The sequence below is a fragment of the Fuscovulum sp. genome (assembly GCA_035192965.1).
GTDB lineage: Bacteria > Pseudomonadota > Alphaproteobacteria > Rhodobacterales > Rhodobacteraceae > Paragemmobacter.
In genome coordinates this window covers 1,727,164-1,743,367 of record CP136571.1, presented here as the reverse complement: position 1 = coordinate 1,743,367, position 16,204 = coordinate 1,727,164, and the positions used below count along the sequence as shown (strand labels likewise).

General features: G+C 55.8%; 16 protein-coding genes and 2 pseudogenes. 9 read left to right on the top strand and 9 right to left on the bottom strand.

Annotated features, from left to right (window positions below):
- Positions 1–155: 155 nt before the first annotated feature.
- The gene (locus tag RSE12_08590) at positions 156–839 is read right to left on the bottom strand and encodes an NYN domain-containing protein (protein ID WRH64366.1); all 684 of its coding nucleotides are present in this window, start codon (positions 837–839) and stop codon (positions 156–158) included.
- A gap of 491 nt (positions 840–1,330) precedes the next feature.
- Between RSE12_08590 and RSE12_08585 the strand changes: the two genes are divergently transcribed.
- The 3 genes from RSE12_08585 (at position 1,331) to RSE12_08575 (ending at position 4,065) form a co-directional block, all read left to right on the top strand.
- A complete protein-coding gene (locus RSE12_08585) occupies positions 1,331–1,672 on the top strand; it encodes a hypothetical protein (protein WRH64365.1) in 342 nt (113 codons plus the stop codon).
- Between the two features lie 137 nt (positions 1,673–1,809).
- A complete protein-coding gene (locus RSE12_08580) occupies positions 1,810–3,339 on the top strand; it encodes an AAA family ATPase (protein WRH64364.1) in 1,530 nt (509 codons plus the stop codon).
- Positions 3,340–3,510: 171 nt separating this feature from the next.
- The gene (locus RSE12_08575; protein ID WRH64363.1) at positions 3,511–4,065 is read left to right on the top strand and encodes a metallophosphoesterase; all 555 of its coding nucleotides are present in this window, start codon (positions 3,511–3,513) and stop codon (positions 4,063–4,065) included.
- On the opposite strand, the gene RSE12_08570 is transcribed toward RSE12_08575, so the two are convergent.
- Positions 4,016–4,588, bottom strand: coding sequence for a hypothetical protein (locus tag RSE12_08570; GenBank protein ID WRH64362.1), 573 nt, complete (start codon positions 4,586–4,588; stop codon positions 4,016–4,018). The two genes, RSE12_08575 and RSE12_08570, sit on opposite strands and share 50 nt — an antisense overlap.
- A gap of 541 nt (positions 4,589–5,129) precedes the next feature.
- Positions 5,130–5,927 (bottom strand): metallophosphoesterase, encoded by a 798-nt coding sequence (locus tag RSE12_08565; GenBank protein ID WRH64361.1) that lies wholly within the window; start codon positions 5,925–5,927, stop codon positions 5,130–5,132.
- Positions 5,928–6,199: 272 nt separating this feature from the next.
- Here RSE12_08565 and RSE12_08560 point away from each other — a divergent pair, with 272 nt between their 5' ends.
- Entirely contained in the window at positions 6,200–6,529 is a 330-nt protein-coding gene (locus RSE12_08560) for a nucleotidyltransferase domain-containing protein (protein ID WRH64360.1), read from the top strand.
- A 53-nt stretch (positions 6,530–6,582) separates the two neighbouring features.
- Here RSE12_08560 and RSE12_08555 read toward each other — a convergent pair whose 3' ends face one another.
- Positions 6,583–6,777, bottom strand: a complete 195-nt coding sequence (locus tag RSE12_08555) for a hypothetical protein (GenBank protein WRH64359.1) — start codon at positions 6,775–6,777, stop codon at positions 6,583–6,585.
- Between the two features lie 68 nt (positions 6,778–6,845).
- Positions 6,846–7,151, bottom strand: a complete 306-nt coding sequence (locus tag RSE12_08550; protein ID WRH64358.1) for a hypothetical protein — start codon at positions 7,149–7,151, stop codon at positions 6,846–6,848.
- 932 nt (positions 7,152–8,083) lie between these two features.
- On the opposite strand from RSE12_08550, the gene RSE12_08545 reads away from it, so the two are divergent.
- Complete coding sequence (locus RSE12_08545) at positions 8,084–8,638, top strand: NYN domain-containing protein (GenBank protein ID WRH64357.1); 555 nt, start codon at positions 8,084–8,086, stop codon at positions 8,636–8,638.
- A 13-nt stretch (positions 8,639–8,651) separates the two neighbouring features.
- Positions 8,652–9,365, top strand: coding sequence for a hypothetical protein (locus tag RSE12_08540; GenBank protein ID WRH64356.1), 714 nt, complete (start codon positions 8,652–8,654; stop codon positions 9,363–9,365).
- Here the strand turns inward: RSE12_08540 and RSE12_08535 are convergent.
- A complete protein-coding gene (locus tag RSE12_08535) occupies positions 9,357–9,602 on the bottom strand; it encodes a hypothetical protein (GenBank protein ID WRH64355.1) in 246 nt (81 codons plus the stop codon). The two genes, RSE12_08540 and RSE12_08535, sit on opposite strands and share 9 nt — an antisense overlap.
- 86 nt (positions 9,603–9,688) lie before the next feature.
- Here RSE12_08535 and istA (RSE12_08530) point away from each other — a divergent pair, with 86 nt between their 5' ends.
- The 3 genes and pseudogenes from istA (RSE12_08530) to RSE12_08520 all read left to right on the top strand — a co-directional run bounded on the left by istA (RSE12_08530) (position 9,689) and on the right by RSE12_08520 (position 12,239).
- Positions 9,689–11,134 (top strand): IS21 family transposase, encoded by a 1,446-nt coding sequence (istA, locus tag RSE12_08530; protein WRH64767.1) that lies wholly within the window; start codon positions 9,689–9,691, stop codon positions 11,132–11,134.
- Positions 11,131–11,895: an IS21-like element helper ATPase IstB gene (gene istB / locus RSE12_08525; protein WRH64354.1), complete on the top strand. Its 765-nt coding sequence runs from the start codon at positions 11,131–11,133 to the stop codon at positions 11,893–11,895. The genes istA (RSE12_08530) and istB overlap by 4 nt, the downstream gene beginning before the upstream one ends.
- Before the next feature lie 149 nt (positions 11,896–12,044).
- Positions 12,045–12,239: pseudogene (locus tag RSE12_08520) on the top strand (transposase domain-containing protein).
- Between the two features lie 1,421 nt (positions 12,240–13,660).
- Here RSE12_08520 and RSE12_08515 read toward each other — a convergent pair.
- The 3 genes and pseudogenes from RSE12_08515 to istA (RSE12_08505) form a co-directional block, all read right to left on the bottom strand.
- Complete coding sequence (locus RSE12_08515) at positions 13,661–14,089, bottom strand: helix-turn-helix transcriptional regulator (protein WRH64353.1); 429 nt, start codon at positions 14,087–14,089, stop codon at positions 13,661–13,663.
- Entirely contained in the window at positions 14,067–14,582 is a 516-nt protein-coding gene (locus RSE12_08510; GenBank protein WRH64352.1) for an RtcB family protein, read from the bottom strand. The genes RSE12_08515 and RSE12_08510 overlap by 23 nt, the downstream gene beginning before the upstream one ends.
- A pseudogene (istA, locus tag RSE12_08505) lies at positions 14,509–16,068 on the bottom strand (IS21 family transposase). Before istA (RSE12_08505) ends, RSE12_08510 begins: the two are co-directional and overlap by 74 nt.
- Positions 16,069–16,204: the final 136 nt, after the last annotated feature.

Here is a 16,204-nt window from a genome sequence, read left to right as displayed (position 1 = left end):
GCCAACAAAAGAAGGGATTTCGTGCGTGCAACCTTTGCTGCCGCGGCATTCGAAAGCAGTACCGGTCTCGACTCTTCTGGGCTCACCGGGGCTCGATATTCGGAAGTCCCCCAGCTAGGTTTCCCGCCAAACAAAGGGGGTGTGGCAGCTTCCCGCTAACTTTGGCGAAAGCCTTCTGGCAAGCAACGAACGCGTGCATCTGCTCCACGCGGATCCAGCTCAAACAAGTGCGGACGTGCGCCTAGGTATCCGCGCCAAGTTTTCTCAGGTAGCGTGCTGATCTTTACGCCATGCTTGAGATGCATCTTCGGAGCAAGTTCTGAAATCCGCATTCCCTGTGCATCGCTGCTACTACCCTTGATTACGTCTCGGATTTTCTTATCCATATCCAGAACAATCGAACGCGTGACAACCGCTTTGGTCGAAGTTGTCTTTTCTTCAAGTTCTACGAACGTGTCGCAAATCGCACGGAATGCCTCAGAGGTCTTCTTCTCACCAAGGCCCGTTACACGCGCTCCGTTCTCCCGCAAACGGATGACCAGATGGGAAAAATCCCGATCTGAGCTCACAAGAACAAACTGCCGCATCGATTTGGCAAGCCGAAGCTCAATCGCATCAACCGCCAAAAACATGTCAGTGACATTCTTTCCAACGCCGGTGTGTATGAGGCGATAACCATTTACGTTGTGCCAACCAGAGCCGCTACGAGCGTCGAGGTAGACACGGACCACCTGCGGGACGCCGATCGACTGCGCCACCCTTAGGATTGCAGCCGCATGCTTTGAACTGACATTCTCGCCATCAACGAGAACCGCAACACCGTCCAACGTGTCGACCATGACTTTGCTCCCCTTTATGCAGCTGGAGTCAATTTCATGTTAAACGGTAATACGACGAAAGAAAGCATGGCCACCATTTTCGAAAAAGTAGAACCACACTGTAGGTTCGTTTTTTTAACGACCGGCGCCACTTTCATGGCCCAAGTTCGTCTATATCCCAGTGCCTCCGCTTCAGACAGAAGCCATAGGTTTGGGAGCCCATTGACGAAGACGGGGAACGGCTAACTCCATCGTCAGCCTGCTCTACTGTTTTAATTTAGGTTAGGCTGTGTGACAAGATGACTAACTTTAGCTTCTCAATCCAGCTACCACGACAAATGCTCTACGCCACGGCCACAAGAAACCTGCCCCCCTCGAAAGATTTGTTGACGGGCTAAGGCCGGATGCCTACGTTCTGACCATCATGTCCCACGTATCGATCATATGAACCAAACGCGCTGACGCCACCTGAGGTGGCGTGGGTTGGTTCGTGTGTTCGAAAGGAATAGGTCATGACGCCCCTCCCCCTGTTGCACTCTCCACTGTCTATTGCTGTGCCGCTTCTTTTGAGCGGTCGCTTGGTCGCGTCCGCGTTGCATGATCGTAGCGGTATCCTCGATAACCATGAGAAGCAGATTGTGGTCGCCAGCATGTTGCTGATCCTTGGTCACGCGGCGGATAGCGTTGGTTTCTGCACTGCTGATGCGCCGGACCTCTGCCTCGAGCCGCAGGTCGGTCCTGCGGCGCGTGTCACGGCCATAGCCGTCACCGCCGCCTCCGTCACTATCACTCCTTCGGTGATTACGAGCGCGGCCGGACGTCAGGCCAAGACCCCCTCTCTCCCCCGGAACTGATCTTTCTTCCCGAAACGCGACTCGAATGAGCGGTCAGGGGGTAGAATCCCCGGCCGCGCCCCTTCTTGCGCCACCCCGGAAGCAGATCAGTCGCATCAGCCCTTTTCCATTTCTCCGTCCGTGATTGAGGTTTCGCTATGCTCACGCCCAAAAGTCCCTCTGCTGCCGCACTCGCCGCCATCTATGCAGATGTCGCAATCAAGCGCCTGACTGCGGCCCATCCCAAGCCCTTGCAGAACGCAGTTGTCCTGCGGGATTACCTTATCCGGCAGGGGAGCGAGTTCTGCTGCGCAGTGATCGTGGCTCTAAATGACGGAACCGACAGCGTTGAGCTTGAGAAGGCCCGGCGCGTCTACTTGTCTCCACCTTTGGGCAAGAACGAGGCGACGGTGGCTGACGCCGCTCATGACGCTGAGGCGGACGACCTGGACGATAACGCGACCGATTCTGGCACTGGATTGCCCTGGTTGAGCGCTCTCGACGCAACCGAAACGCCGGAACAGCCTCCGGAGCCGAACCCTCCGGCATTCGATCTCGACAAGGTCATCTTGACTCTCACGGAACTCCACGGCGCGCCCGTAGATCGCGCGCGTGCAGAGGCAAACCTGAAGCGCATGCCGGCGTGGCATGTCGAAACCCGTATGGCTGAGATCGACGCAAGGAGGCTCGACCCGACTGTGGCTGCGGTTTGGTTCGATGCGCCTCCCTATGAGTGCGAGCTTCCGGATCTCTCCGAAGTCGGAATCACGGAGAAGCTGCCCCTCGTCGCCTATGAAGCCTATCGGAAGCTGAAGCGCGAGCTGAACAGCAAACGCGAGCGCATCGTCTTTCCGGCGACCGTGTCGGCCTTCAACATCGACAGCAGCAAGAAGGACCATGAGGTCCCCCTGAAAGAAGCCTCAAAGCCGCGTCTCGCCCTGCGCCTTTCGCGCGACGAGATCGATGTCGCATTTGCTGCAGCCTATGAAGACGCCCCCTGGCTGGGCAGGCCGCTTGCTTATCTTCACCGCGCCGCTGTGGAACGGACTGGGCAAGATTTCAGCTTGCCGCCGGTGCTGATCTATGGACCGGCAGGCTACGGAAAGACGACGCTTGCCAGCAGCCTCGGGCGTCATCTCGGCATTGACTCGCGTCGTATCGAAATGGCAGGCGCGACAGCCGTCTTTGACATCTCCGGCAGCGAGCGCACTTGGTCGACTGCTTCCTCCGGCGTACCCGTGACGCTGGCAACGAGTGGAACCTATGCCACCTCGCTGTGCGTCTTCGATGAAGTCGAGAAGGCGGGGGGCCGCGGTGGAGGACGCACCGGCGGCAACCCGCTTGATGCGCTTCTCGGCATTCTTTCAGAGGTCAGCCGCAAAAGCTATCGCTGCCCTTTCCTCAAGACCGAGGTCGATCTCACGCATGTTAGCTTCATCCTGACCGCCAACAGCATCAACGGCGTCTCGGCACCGCTGAAGGACCGCTGTGCAATCTTCGAGGTCGGCATGCCGAGTTTCGATCAAGCTCTTGACCTGATCGAAAAGGCTGACCCGGAAGGTCTGATCCTCAACGAAGTCAGGACAAAACTCGCGGAACTCGTGTCAAACGGGGCGTTGAGCCTTCGCAAGATGCACCGCGCGATCGAGGACATGCTGATCCGCGCACGGCGTCGGCCGTTCAACTAGGCCGGCAGCTATCGACCCAAAAGGCGCCGCGCGCTGGATGCGTTCATCGCGTGGCACCGCAACGCCGCGGCACCAATAATGCTCACACTGCCGTCTACCATAGCGGCTTTACACCTGCACTGATCCAACTGCCGCCCCACGAGAGGCCCCTTCGGGCCGGGAGAATTAAAAATGCACTGGTATACCGCCGACCTTCACCTGAACCACGCGAACATCATTCGGTTCTGCAATCGTCCGTTTCAGACGGTATCAGAGATGGACAGCCATCTGTGCAATGCGATCAGTACGAAGGTCGCGCCTGAGGACGATTTCTGGATCGTCGGGGATTTCGCGTTCGGAGGCGCAAGTGACCGCGACCGCGTTGCGCAACGTTTTCACTCCCTGCCCGGCCGCAAACACCTCGTCATTGGCAATCATGACCAGGCATGGGTCCGCGAACTGGCATGGCAAAGCGTGACGGACATTGCCTATGTCAATGACGAGGGTCAGCTCTTCGTGCTCTGTCACTATCCGATGATCACCTGGCTGCATGCGCGGCGCGGCGCGATTCAGCTCTTCGGACATGTGCACCAAAACTGGCCGGGCAGCCGGAATGCCGTAAATGTCGGCGTCGATCAGTGGCAGTTCGCACCTGTTGGACGTCGTGACATCCTGCAGCGCGCCAAGAAGCTCCCGGTCAATAAGCACTGGTTTGATGTGGAGCCCCGAACGGGAATGGAAGACTGAGGTCCTCAGCGCCAGCATTAGCGGGCGTTTTCTGCCCATCCCTCCGCGAAACGGTGAGCATTCTTTCGAGGATCGAGCCGACGCGATGGTCCAAACGCGGAGCATCCATTTGCGAGAGGATGTTCTCCACCTCGGCTGCCGGATATTCGGCACGGATGAAAGCGTCCCAATCGATCAACTGAACGGTCACTTGCAGATCGCAAGCTGCAAAAAGCCGGGCAAGACACTTGCTATCGAAACGAGGTGTGGCGGATACAACCGGTCGCCTCCAGATTACCGACAGAAGTTGGCTCGCCACATCAGCAGCCGCAGGGGCACCCGCGAGAGTTTCCAGCGAAATCTGATGCTGTTCTTGCGATGTGAAGGACCAGCCGGTGATCGGCCAGCTCTCCTGGCGCCGGATCAGCGAGGACCAGATGACGGGCTCGTCATTTTCCACCGTGGCGAGACCCACCTCTATGGGCCAGCCATCATGAAACAAAGAGGACGCCAAAAAGCTGATCAGGACAACGTCGTGTGGCAACAAGATCAGGTGTCTCGATCATCAATCGGGTTGGAAGCCAATAAAGCGTCTAGGGCTCCTGTAACAGAACAAAGGCGCTCTGTAACGGAAGGAGATGATCCTTTTTGGGTGCACATCACAATCCGATGATGCGCGGGTATCTGATTGTCGTTCATCTACATCCTGCAAGGAACATCGAGCAGGCACGGGCACGCATCATGTTTTCGTTTTCGGTTGAAGGCGACTGTACCTGACGACAACCCTCTCCCTGACCTGTTGCAGGTTCAGATCCCCAGTGACGAATGCTTCGAGGTCCGAAAGAATGGCGCGACAATCTGGATGAGAACGCGTCTCACCTTGATTGTCGCGCGGCACCGAAAGCGCGACAGGATAAACATACACGCCCTGTAAACGCTGGCTGGCGACAGCGCATCTCACGGCAGCACGGCGGCTAGCTGCATTTGATAGACATTCGCACACGCCCAGCGTCCCATTACCCAGCATCAGTAGCGCAACTCGCCTAAAATCAGGTAGCTCCAAATATGCGCAACGCGACAGCCACCTAAACAAGAATACCAAACACACTCGGTGTAACCCTGTGTTCAATCGGATATCCGAGGCTTGCGCAGAGGATCGGAACCCCCTCGAAGTCACTAGGCCCTTGAAAATGGGTATGTCCATGGATCCAGCCGTCAAGGCAGCCAGATGCCTTCTTCTTGCGGATGAACTCTGAAAGATCGGATACATAAGCGCAGGCGATATCTTCTTCCGGCTTCGTACAGCAAACTGGCAGTGGTGCATGGTGCGTTACAATGAAACTGCGCCCCTCAAACGGCGCATTGAGACGATCCTCAATCCATCGTAAATGATCGTGATGCACACTTGCGGCATAGGCAGGATACAGCTTTCTGAAGCCCGCCGCCTCGATTCGGATGGAGCGAAAATCGTTCATTTTCCCTTCCACCGCATGCCGGTGAAACTGAACGCCGTTGGCACCCCATTTCATGTCTGTCCAGAGCGTGGCGCATAGATAGCGATCACTTCCAACAATGACTTCCGCTTTTTGGGCAAAATTTGCGCCTGCCTCTCTACAGATGGCAGCCAGCTTGTCGTCCCGATCGATCCGCCCTCCGTAGTAGTCGTGGTTTCCAGGAAAGAGATGGACCTTACCGAGATCAACCCTCTCGCTTAACCAACGCAGCGCGTGGCGCCATTGAACATGGCCTTTGTTCGTAACATCCCCTGCAAGGATCAATGCATCCACGCAATCGAGGAGGCCAGCCTCCATATTTTCAAAGGGGTCGCGCTTCTTGGCGAGCCAGAAATCCAGGTGAAGATCAGCAACGATCAAAGCAGGCATAAAACCCTCGAAGGCGATACCATGGTATCGGATCTGAAAGAGTCAGATCCCGTTAGGGTAAACATCGTAAGGTCATGAAAGAAAAAACACCCATCCATTTGCCTTGTTTCAAAGAAGAAAAAAGCAAGGTATCAATCAACTCGCACAGCCCCTCACCGTAACAACGCTGTAAGTAGCGCTTTCATCGTGGTGCCGAGCCGCATGGCGAGGCCATGAACGAGAACCCCTAACTCTTGTAAAGTACCTCAACAGTGATACTAAGAGCAGCATTCATGACAGCGAGCCTCTACAGGCAAGAACCCTGCCTCTCTCTCCTCGTCCAACTGTGTAAATCGAACCTCTCAGCGGAGGAAGTTTGGCTCTTTGGAAGTCGCGCGCGCGGTGATCACAGACCGGACAGCGACTGGGACATTCTTGCTATTTTGCCTGATACTTCGCCCGAGTCCTTTCTTGAGCCAGTGCTTCTTTGGGAACTGCGCCGAAAATCCGGTTTGAAAGCAGATCTTTTCGCTGTTAAACGATCGGAGTTTCAAGATGCCTTGGACAGCGTCACTACATTATCTCGCGCGGTCCATGACGAAGGTGTGCGCCTCGATGTGTGACCACTGTTTCGCAATTCAGTATTCCGAATCGCGTCTTTTCTCGCCGGTCGACATCATTCCTGCCCGCCGAAGGCGACAAGCGCGATTTGAAGGACGTCGCGTTCGATATCGGCCTTAAAGACGATGGTCAGGCGATGTCCTTTACCGCCGTGTCGCACCAGCCAGCCTTCAAGATTTCCGGCAAGACGCATACCAAATGTCGGTGAGCAGCGCATCGATTTTATGGAGGCGTCGAGAAGCGGCCGCAAAATCGCCTTGGGTGATATCAATGATATTCTTAACAATACCGGTCAAGTCCTGATCAACCAGCCGGTGTTTACTTTGGCGCATCAGGCGTCTCTTTGCCGTTGCGCGCCGACTGGAGCCGGTTCAGATGGGCGCGGGAACCTGCTGTGAAGGTGCCAAGTGCTGCAACGGGTTCCCATTGATCAGATCGCAAGGCGAGGTGACGTTGAACCTCAGGCTCCCACAATGCCCGTTCCCTTTCCCTTTCGGCCTTTGCGCGGGCCAGTTCGCCGGAAACCGCCGCGCTCACATTGGGGTACTCGCCAGCCTCGACCAAGTCGCGCGCGAAGCTGAAGGCTGCATCAGTGAAGCTGACACTTTGTTTGTGCACGGTCATGAGAATATCCCGTCATGGTGCTCCATTGGAATACCGTGGCCTAGATTGCTTCTTCATGCAAATGCTGGCTGCCTTTGAGCGGCAAGTCTGTACCTCCGCCGTTGTTCTGTAAGGTCCACGACGAAGGCCTTCGCCTCGACCCGTAATTTACACTTTAGGAAGTCACCAGCAAACGGTCGTTTTTGCATGTCTGCCAGCTCAATCTTCTTCTGTCTGCCCTTTGTCTGCTCATGATAAAAATTATCACAAAACAACCATTTACAACAAAGATCATCACATCGTCACGTCGCTCCACCCTTATTCCTGCCGGAGGTTACCCAAGCAATCTTGCTTGATAAATTCAATCATACCCTGTGTCACCCAAAGCTGCTTAAAGTCACTCCAGTAAGTAAAAAACCAACGAAAAACATTACTTACTCTGACAAGCTTCTGATTTAAACAGGTTTTTTACAACCTTTTGTGTGACCCGTTACTGTCCATTGGTAACCCTGTTTGATCCTTCGTATGTCTATCGATGTACCTCCTGATGTCCAACGGCCTGGCTAGTGACCCGTTCGTTGAACAAGCCCCTCAGGAGTTCCCCAACGTTATGTCCTCAAGCAGAAACAATGTCTTGCTAACCATATTTCATGCGCGAAAACCACAATCACTGGTGTTTGCCGACACTGATGCTCTTGTGAAGTCCTGCTGCTATATCGATCAATCAGCTTCCCAGCCTTTCATCTGGGTCTTCACCCCAGACTTGATCCACCGTGATTTTTAATGTCTAGCAATGCGCCACGAAGTTTATCATAACTTTCAATCTCTAAATTTATCGTTCTTCTTGAGTCATTCTTAAGGATTTATCGCGGTCCTGCCCGTTACACTTGTCGCTCGACCTCTTGATTAGCTTTGAAGAACCTTTATACTCAGACACCTTAAAGGAGATACTCATGTTCTACAAAGATGAACGTTTAGCTTTACTTATTGACGGTGCCAATCTTCACGCCACGGCGAAGAGTTTGTCTATAGAGATTGATTACAAGCTTCTCCGTCAGGAGTTTATGAGGCGTGGAAAGCTTGTTCGTGCAATCTACTACACAGCCATGTTGGACGGCGAGGAACACAACCCAATCAAGCCCTTAGTAGATTTTTTATCTTACAATGGCTTTCATCTTCGCACAAAGTTGGCCAGAGAATTCACAGACTCGCAAGGTCGGCGCAAGATCAAGGGGAATATGGATATTGAGCTTGCGGTTGATGCCCTTGAGTTGGCCCCGCGCCTGGATCATATTGTTCTGTTTTCCGGCGATGGAGATTTCACACCTTTGGTTGAGTGCCTTCAAAAAAAGGGTGTGAGAGTCACTGTGATTTCGACCATTCGCAGTCAACCTCCGCTGATTGCGGATGATTTGCGAAGGCAAGCCGAGAACTTTGTAGACCTTTATGATCTGCGTGAGGTTATTGGTAGAGCGCCTCGGGACGTTCAGCATCTTCAATCAAGTTAATTGTGGTTCAGGAATGAAATTAGACACACCACTTGATGTTTGGTTTAAAGATGTTGTCAATTTCATTGATAAACATCTTTTTGGTGCCGTTCTTTTTGTAGATGCGCGCGGCCTGTCTTACGACTTGATCACGGAGCTTGCAGTCCGTCTTGGTATTGCTTCTGGTAATGCCTATCTTGTTACGAGGCATTCTGATGATAAATGTGCTCCTCCTGAAGATTTGAGAGTAGAGGATGTTGTTGTGGCTCTTTTATCATTTGGTCTTTATGAAATTCATATTACACGGAACTCTGCAGACGAAAATTACAGTTTCATGCGTCCCGTTTGTATGGGTGATGAAATCCTTTTCGTTAATGAGGATCTTCTAGCAGCTTTTCAGACGATCGGCGTTGTTTCTGACGGCTCCTTTATTGATGGCTCTCACAAGCTCTTGTGGAGTGCTGGAATCTTGGAGCCACCTGTAGATATTCTTGTTGAGAAAGCTTTTGAGGAGATGCCCGCTTCTGTCAGAATGAACATTGAAAATTTAACAAGAATGCCCAGTACCGGTGATGTATCTGCTGATGCATTCTTGGTGTCACTTTCCACAAGCGGCATCTTGGCGGATAGATGGCGTCCGGAATCTGGGTGGCTTTATGGTCGTGAGAGGGACAGGGCCATGTTTTTGAGAACCAATCTTGCGCAGGCGGTGGGTGACAAGTTAGTTGAAAAGCTCAAGTTATGTTAAGAAAAGATTTTGAATTGGTTTCACAGTTGTGATCTCGGAAGGTAAAACTTGAACATCCTTGTCCTTGCTGACCTTCACCTCGATGATGTTGGGTTTGAGGTTCATTTTGATGCTTTGCGTGAATCCATTCGAGAGGCCGGTGCTCAGGCTGACCTGATGATCTGGAAACGGCGGTGCAAAATTAGGCCACGGTAGCGGCGGGATCGTCTCGCTGCGGGCGGAGTAAAATCCGGCCACTTTTCCCTTCTTGCAGCAGCAGGGAGGGTGGGGAGATCTATACCGTGGAACTTTACAAGAAGGTCCGTCTGGCGTGTGCCGAGGGCATGAGCGCGCGGGCGGCGGCGAAGCATTTCAACATTTCGCGCGGGACGGTTGATAAGATGTTGGCCTTCTCGGTGCCGCCTGGCTACCGGCGGGACAAGCCGATCAGGCGGCCGAAGCTGGACGGGTTCACCGAGTTCATTGACGCTTGGCTTGAAGCCGACAAGGCCGTGCATCGCAAGCAGCGTCATACGGCCAAGCGGATATGGGAACGGCTTCAGGCCGAGCATGGCTTCACCGGCGGCTATACGATCGTCAAGGATTACGTGCGTGAGCATGAGCGGCGGACCCGGGAGATGTTCGTGCCACTGGCCCATCCGCCGGGCCATGCTCAGGCCGATTTTGGCGAAGCGGTCGTCGTCATCGCCGGTGTCGAGCAGAAGGCGCATTTCTTCGTCATCGACCTGCCGCACAGCGATGCCTATTTCGTCCGGGCCTATCCGGCGGCGACGGCGGAGGCCTGGATAGACGGCCATGTCCGCGCGTTTGCCTTCTTCGGCGGGGTGCCGCAGTCGGTGCTCTACGACAACGACCGCTGCCTGGTCTCGAAGATCCAGCCAGATGGCACGCGCATCCGCGCCACGCTGTTCAGCGGCTTGCAGTCGCATTACCTGTTTCGGGATCGCTATGGTCGGCCCGGGAAGGGGAACGACAAGGGCGCTGTCGAGGGGATGGTCGGCCACGCCCGCCGCAACCACATGGTGCCGATCCCCCACTTTGTCAGCTGGGACGCCTTCAATGCCGATCTTGAAGGGCAGTGCTGCGCACGCCTCACACGCATTCTTCGGGGTCACAAGGAGACGATCGGCGAGAGGCTGCAGCGCGATCTGGCGGTGATGCGCCCATTGCCTGCCGCCCCGTTGGACGCCTGCGACCAAGCGGGCGGCAGGGTCAGCTCGCAGTCTCTCGTGCGCTATGACACCAACGATTACTCGGTCCCGGTCGCCTATGGCCACCAGGATGTCTGGATCCGCGGCTATGTCGATGAGATCGTGATCGGCTGTCGCGGGGAGGTCATCGCCCGACACCCGCGCTGTTACGATCGCGAGGACATGATCTTCGACCCGGTTCACTACCTCCCGCTGATCGAGCGCAAGATCAATGCCTTGGACCAGGCAGCGCCTCTGGCGGAATGGGACCTGCCCGAAGAGTTCCAGACTTTGCGCCGCCTGATGGAGGCACGCATGCTCAAGATGGGCCGCCGCGAGTACGTGCAGGTGCTGCGTCTGCTCGAGAGCTTCGATATAGATGACCTGCATGCCGCCGTGAAGAAGGCCCTGAAGCTGGGCGCGGTCGGCTTCGACGCCGTGAAGCACCTCGTGCTCTGTCAGGTGGAGAAGCGCCCCCCAAGGCTTGATCTCGATGTCTACCCCTACCTGCCGCGGGCGAACGTCGAGACGACGCGTGCGGCCAGCTACATGGCCTTGATGTCGGAGGCGGCGGAATGACCGAGGCCCCGAAGATCCTGCTTGCCCACCATCTGAAGACGCTGAAGCTGCCCACATTCCTGCGCGAACACGAGAAGGTTGCGCGCCAATGCGCCGCTGAAGGGTTGGACCATGTCCAGTTCCTGTCGCGCCTCGTCGAACTGGAACTGATCGACCGCGAGCGGCGGATGGTCGAGCGCCGTATCAAGGCTGCGAAGTTCCCGGCCACCAAAAGCCTCGACAGCTTCGACTTCAAGGCGATCCCGAAGCTGAACAAGATGCAGGTGCTGGAACTGGCGCGCTGCGAATGGATCGAACGGCGTGAGAACGTGATCGCCCTTGGCCCCAGCGGAACCGGCAAGACCCATGTTGCCCTGGGCCTGGGGCTGTCGGCCTGCCAGAAGGGCATGTCCGTCAGCTTCACCACCGCCGCCGCGCTGGTCAACGAGCTGATGGAGGCGCGAGACGAACGCCGCCTGCTGCGCGTCCAGAAGCAGATGGCTGCCGTGAAGCTGCTGATCATCGACGAGCTCGGGTTCGTGCCCCCGTCCAAGACCGGCGCCGAGCTGCTTTTTGAGATGATCTCCCAGCGCTACGAGCGCGGTGCCACGCTGATCACCAGCAATCTGCCCTTCGATGAATGGACCGAGACCTTCGGCACCGAACGGCTGACCGGCGCGCTCCTCGACCGGTTGACCCACCACGTCAACATCCTCGAGATGAACGGCGAAAGCTATCGCCTTGCTCAAAGTCGCGCGCGCAAGACCGGCGACAACACCTGATCCAAAGCATCAGACTTGGACCTGACGGTCCAAGGCGGCCAGTCACCCGCAAGCTATATGGAGAGCGCGGCTGACTGGCCGCCGCCCATCTCCCACGTCTCGCTCAAATCCAAAGTGGCCCAGTTTTGCGCCGCCCCATGGCCCAATTTTACTCCGCCGTTGACACCGGAGCCTAAAGCTGGGCTATCATCGCCTCGCTGATCGAGACCCGCAAAATGAACGGTGTCGATCCCCACGCACGGCTGTTAACCACGCTTATCGCCATCGTCCAAGGGCACAGGCAAAGCCAGATCGACGATCTGCTCCCATGGAATTGCCGCGATAGGCTGTCGCGCACTAAGTAGTTTAATCTGAAGAGGCCGATTAGCGTCAGGAGCCAGCGTCCAGTGGACTCCTTATTAGTGGCTCTGCGCAGCAATGGATGGCCTCGACACTTGCCGACGAAGGCTACTATGTGATGCCCACCCCATACGCAGAGCCAAACATATTGTTCTTTAACTGCGCTCAAAAAACAAGAGATGTGGCTCTGCATCGGAGTGGCTGGCCACAGCATCCCAAGCACTTGGAGGGATCTGACTTCCAGCCTCTTTGCAGATCCAGTTGTCAAATACTATTTGAAAAGCTCAAAAACAAGTCTGTTCCGATTATACGCGATCGCTCCAGGGTGCCTCCGCGGCAACGCTTACATCTGAAGAGCATCGAGCCCCAGTCTACACTTTCTTTGCGCAGACAGGATCTGTTCTCCTGAGTGCGAAGGTACAGCGCCGGAACAAGCGATAGATGCTGGACTATTTGCCGAACTCGTATGCCAAGCCGCACCACTAAGGCCGCATGCTCGCGATCCAGAATATCCCCACCACACCAGTACTATGGTTCCTGGACCTACCTCCGTTCGAGGCGCGGGCCAACAGGATAAAGCGATCGAAAAGCGCCTACTCGTCGTCGGACAACAGGTCTCATGTCAAGCCCGCATTTATCGCAGGCATTATCGTGAGCCGCGACCAAATCGGCAAGGGCTTCGATTTTCAACGCGACCCAGCCTGCAGTAGGCCGTTGCAGAAAGCCACGTGCGACAGTGAAAGGCTCCAGTCCTTTGGATGAAAGAACACCAGAAACGACCGGGCTCGAGAACAGCGCTTATCCTCAGATGAACACCCGACACGAGGGGTTCATAACCCTCCAAAATTGACCCCAACGCGGCGAAGACAGACATGCGAAAACAGACGGATTTGCCTGACAACCTGTCATTCCTTGGAACACTTAGCTCTCGCAGGGAGTGGATGCTCGCCTGCCTGGATGGAAAAAAATTTTCCGAAAAAGAGTAATAATCACTGACGTATATCTCAAAAAACGATTTTGAATCAGCACTTTAATAAGAGGACTCTGCGAACTCTTTACAAACCGCTTTTGTAATTTTTTTTCACTTGCGGTAGGCTTGGATCGGGAAAATAGCGTTGAACGCTCGATAGGAACAAACGAAGTTTCGGTGACTTTCCTACGGAGAACGACGAACGGTTTGAGGCCCACAGAACGTCGGATCGAGGATTGTAAAGAATCGAAGTCTGGTATCCATAAGTGGGAAGAATATGCAAAACGGACCGTTTCATGGAATCTTGCTCCTCACACGCACCGTCGGTCTGCCCTTCTCGGTCTAGTGGAGACAACACACATGGCCGGAGTCTAACGGTTGCTACAACCTTGTGTTGCGGCCAGGTTCAGGAACCTGAACTAAAGAGTTCGCTCACCTGCAAGGAACACACCCGGCTTACCAGTCTCCATCTCGCACTTCTCGCAGCAGTGTCTCTACTTCAGCATCGGGTCGATCCCGCACCGCGCGAACAAGGGAGCTCAGAAGCTCCGGGCGCGCGCGAATGGCATCTTTCAAATCAGAGGCAATCTTCCCCCCCAGCGCCAACAGGCGGTCTGGATCTTCCCCAAGTCGGCGAGCAATTTTTACGATCAACTCTTCCGAGGGCGGGGCAAAGACGCCCCGTTCTATTTTCGACAGGTAGGCAGGCTCAATTCCAAGCTCTCCCGCAAGTTTCCTGACCGACAAGGCCTCGCCGTTCTGTTTCAAGGTCTCTCGGCACAGGCGAATATACGCTCCAAAATGTGGGTCGGGCGGCGCTGACGCCGCCCAACGTCCTCGGGGTTCTTCTGTTTCTGGACCCTCAGTTTGTGCCGTCAGTTCCATGGTTTGCTCCATCCACCTTTTGTCGTGATTTCCGCCAGGGCGCGTCCTGTTCCCAGTCCCCCGCCATGATGTTGCCATATGGATCGATCCGATCCGTCACCTCTGCAAGGCCAAACCGTTCCATCGCAGAAAGGATCGCCGAGGCTGGCTTGTATGCACTGGGAAGCTCCGTGATGTCGATCTTCCCGCAGTAAAAGCGCATATCAACGCTCTGCGTCTCTTCTTGAAGAATTTCTAGCTCTGTCACATTTCCCAGAAGCCGCTCGCGACGATGGCGGTCGCGAGATACAAACCGCCCTGCCCCATGCGGAGCGAAGCCCAGATTGGTGGCGGTCGTGCTGCCTCTGATGATTGCAATAGGCTCCGTTGCATTGAAGGGCACAATCATGCGGCCGTCACTGTCCGGCAGGAACGACTGCTCAACCGGCGTTGCGCCTTTTGCATGGATGTAGCTGGCGGCCTCCCGCGGCGATCTGGCTGCGCAGAGCGTCATAGCGTTCGACATTGGCCTTGGGCTCGCGCCGCAGGATCAACGCTTGCGGGGTATCCAGCGGTGGACCACCGATCACCTTGCCGTCGACCAGCCGGTGCAGAAGGTTCAACACATGGGTCTTGGTCGGCACGCCCTCAGTCAGTGCCAATCCCACAGCGGTCAGCACGGCCTGTTCGTCGTGCTGCAAGACGAGTGAAGGGATGTCCACCATCTCGCGGTCACCGCCAGGCTTGCGCAGCATATGGTCCTGCAACTGCCTGAAGGCAGGCGGCAGTTCGATGAAGGGTGCGCCATTGCGAAGAGCCCCGGGCTTCCGTTGCACGACCGCCAGATAGTGACGCCAGTCATAGATCGTCTTCGGGGGCAACTTGTGGCTGCGCTGGATCAGGCGGACATGTTCGCACAGGATGTTGCCCTCCGCCGCCACGACCAACCAGTCGGGATAGATCCGAAGGCTGACAGGCCGGTTCGCAAAGGATGCGGGAACGCTGTAGCGATTGCGCTCGAAGCTGATCAGGCAGGTGGGTGAGACACGCTTACTCATCTCGACAAAGCCGTCAAACGCCACTGGCAGAGGCATCAAGGTCCTCCGTTCCTCTGCCAAGACATCGGCGATGGTTCCGGGCAGCATGCCGTGGGCGGTCTCGTGCCAGAGTTCGAAGCAGCGCTCTTCCAGCCAGGCGTTCATCGCGGCGAGATCAGGGAAGTTTGGCATGCCCTGCAACATCTGGTGACGGGCGTCGCGGACATTCTTCTCGACCTGTCCCTTCTCCCAGCCTGCCGCTGGATTGCAGAACTCCGGCTCGAAGACATAGTGGTTCGCCATGGCGAGGAAGCGGATATTGACCTGTCGTTCTTTGCCGCGGCCAACACGATCCACTGCCGTGCGCATGTTATCGTAGATCCCGCGCTCCGGCACGCCACCGAAGACCCGGAACGCGTGCCAGTGCGCATCAAACAACATCTCATGGGTCTGCAAGGAATAGGCGCGCAAGAGAAAGGCCCGACTGTGCGACAGCTTGATATGGGCGACTTGAAGTTTCGTGCGCTCACCGCCGACAACCGCGAAGTCCTCGCTCCAGTCGAACTGGAACGCTTCACCAGCACGAAAGGCCAGCGGAACGAACGTCCCTCGACCCGTCGTTTGCTGCTCTCGCTACCGATCTGCTCGCCATTCTCGCGCGAAGGCCGCCACACGATTGTAAGAGCCAGTGAAGCCGAGCGTCACCAGATCGGCGCGCATCTTCGTCAGCGTTTGCCGCTCTTTGCGTGGCTTGCTGGCATTGGTCTTCAGCCAGCCCGCCAGCTTCTCGGCGAAGGGATCAAGCTTGCTCGGGCGCTCCGGCGTCGCGAAATGCGGCTCGGTGACATCAGCCTTCAGATACTTCTTGACGGTATAGCGCGACAGTCCAGTGCGCCGCGCGATCTCGCGGATCGGCAAACCCTGTCGAAGGCGCAGCTTCCGGATCACGTTCAGTAGTCCCATGTCGATCACTCCGTTGACCCCCTCGCACTTCGCTCGGGGGAGGGTCACATGGGTCAAATCTCAATGGAAATCCGGTGCCGAACCGGGTCAGCTCTCAGTGGAAATCAACACACGAGGCAATAAAACACCAGACCGG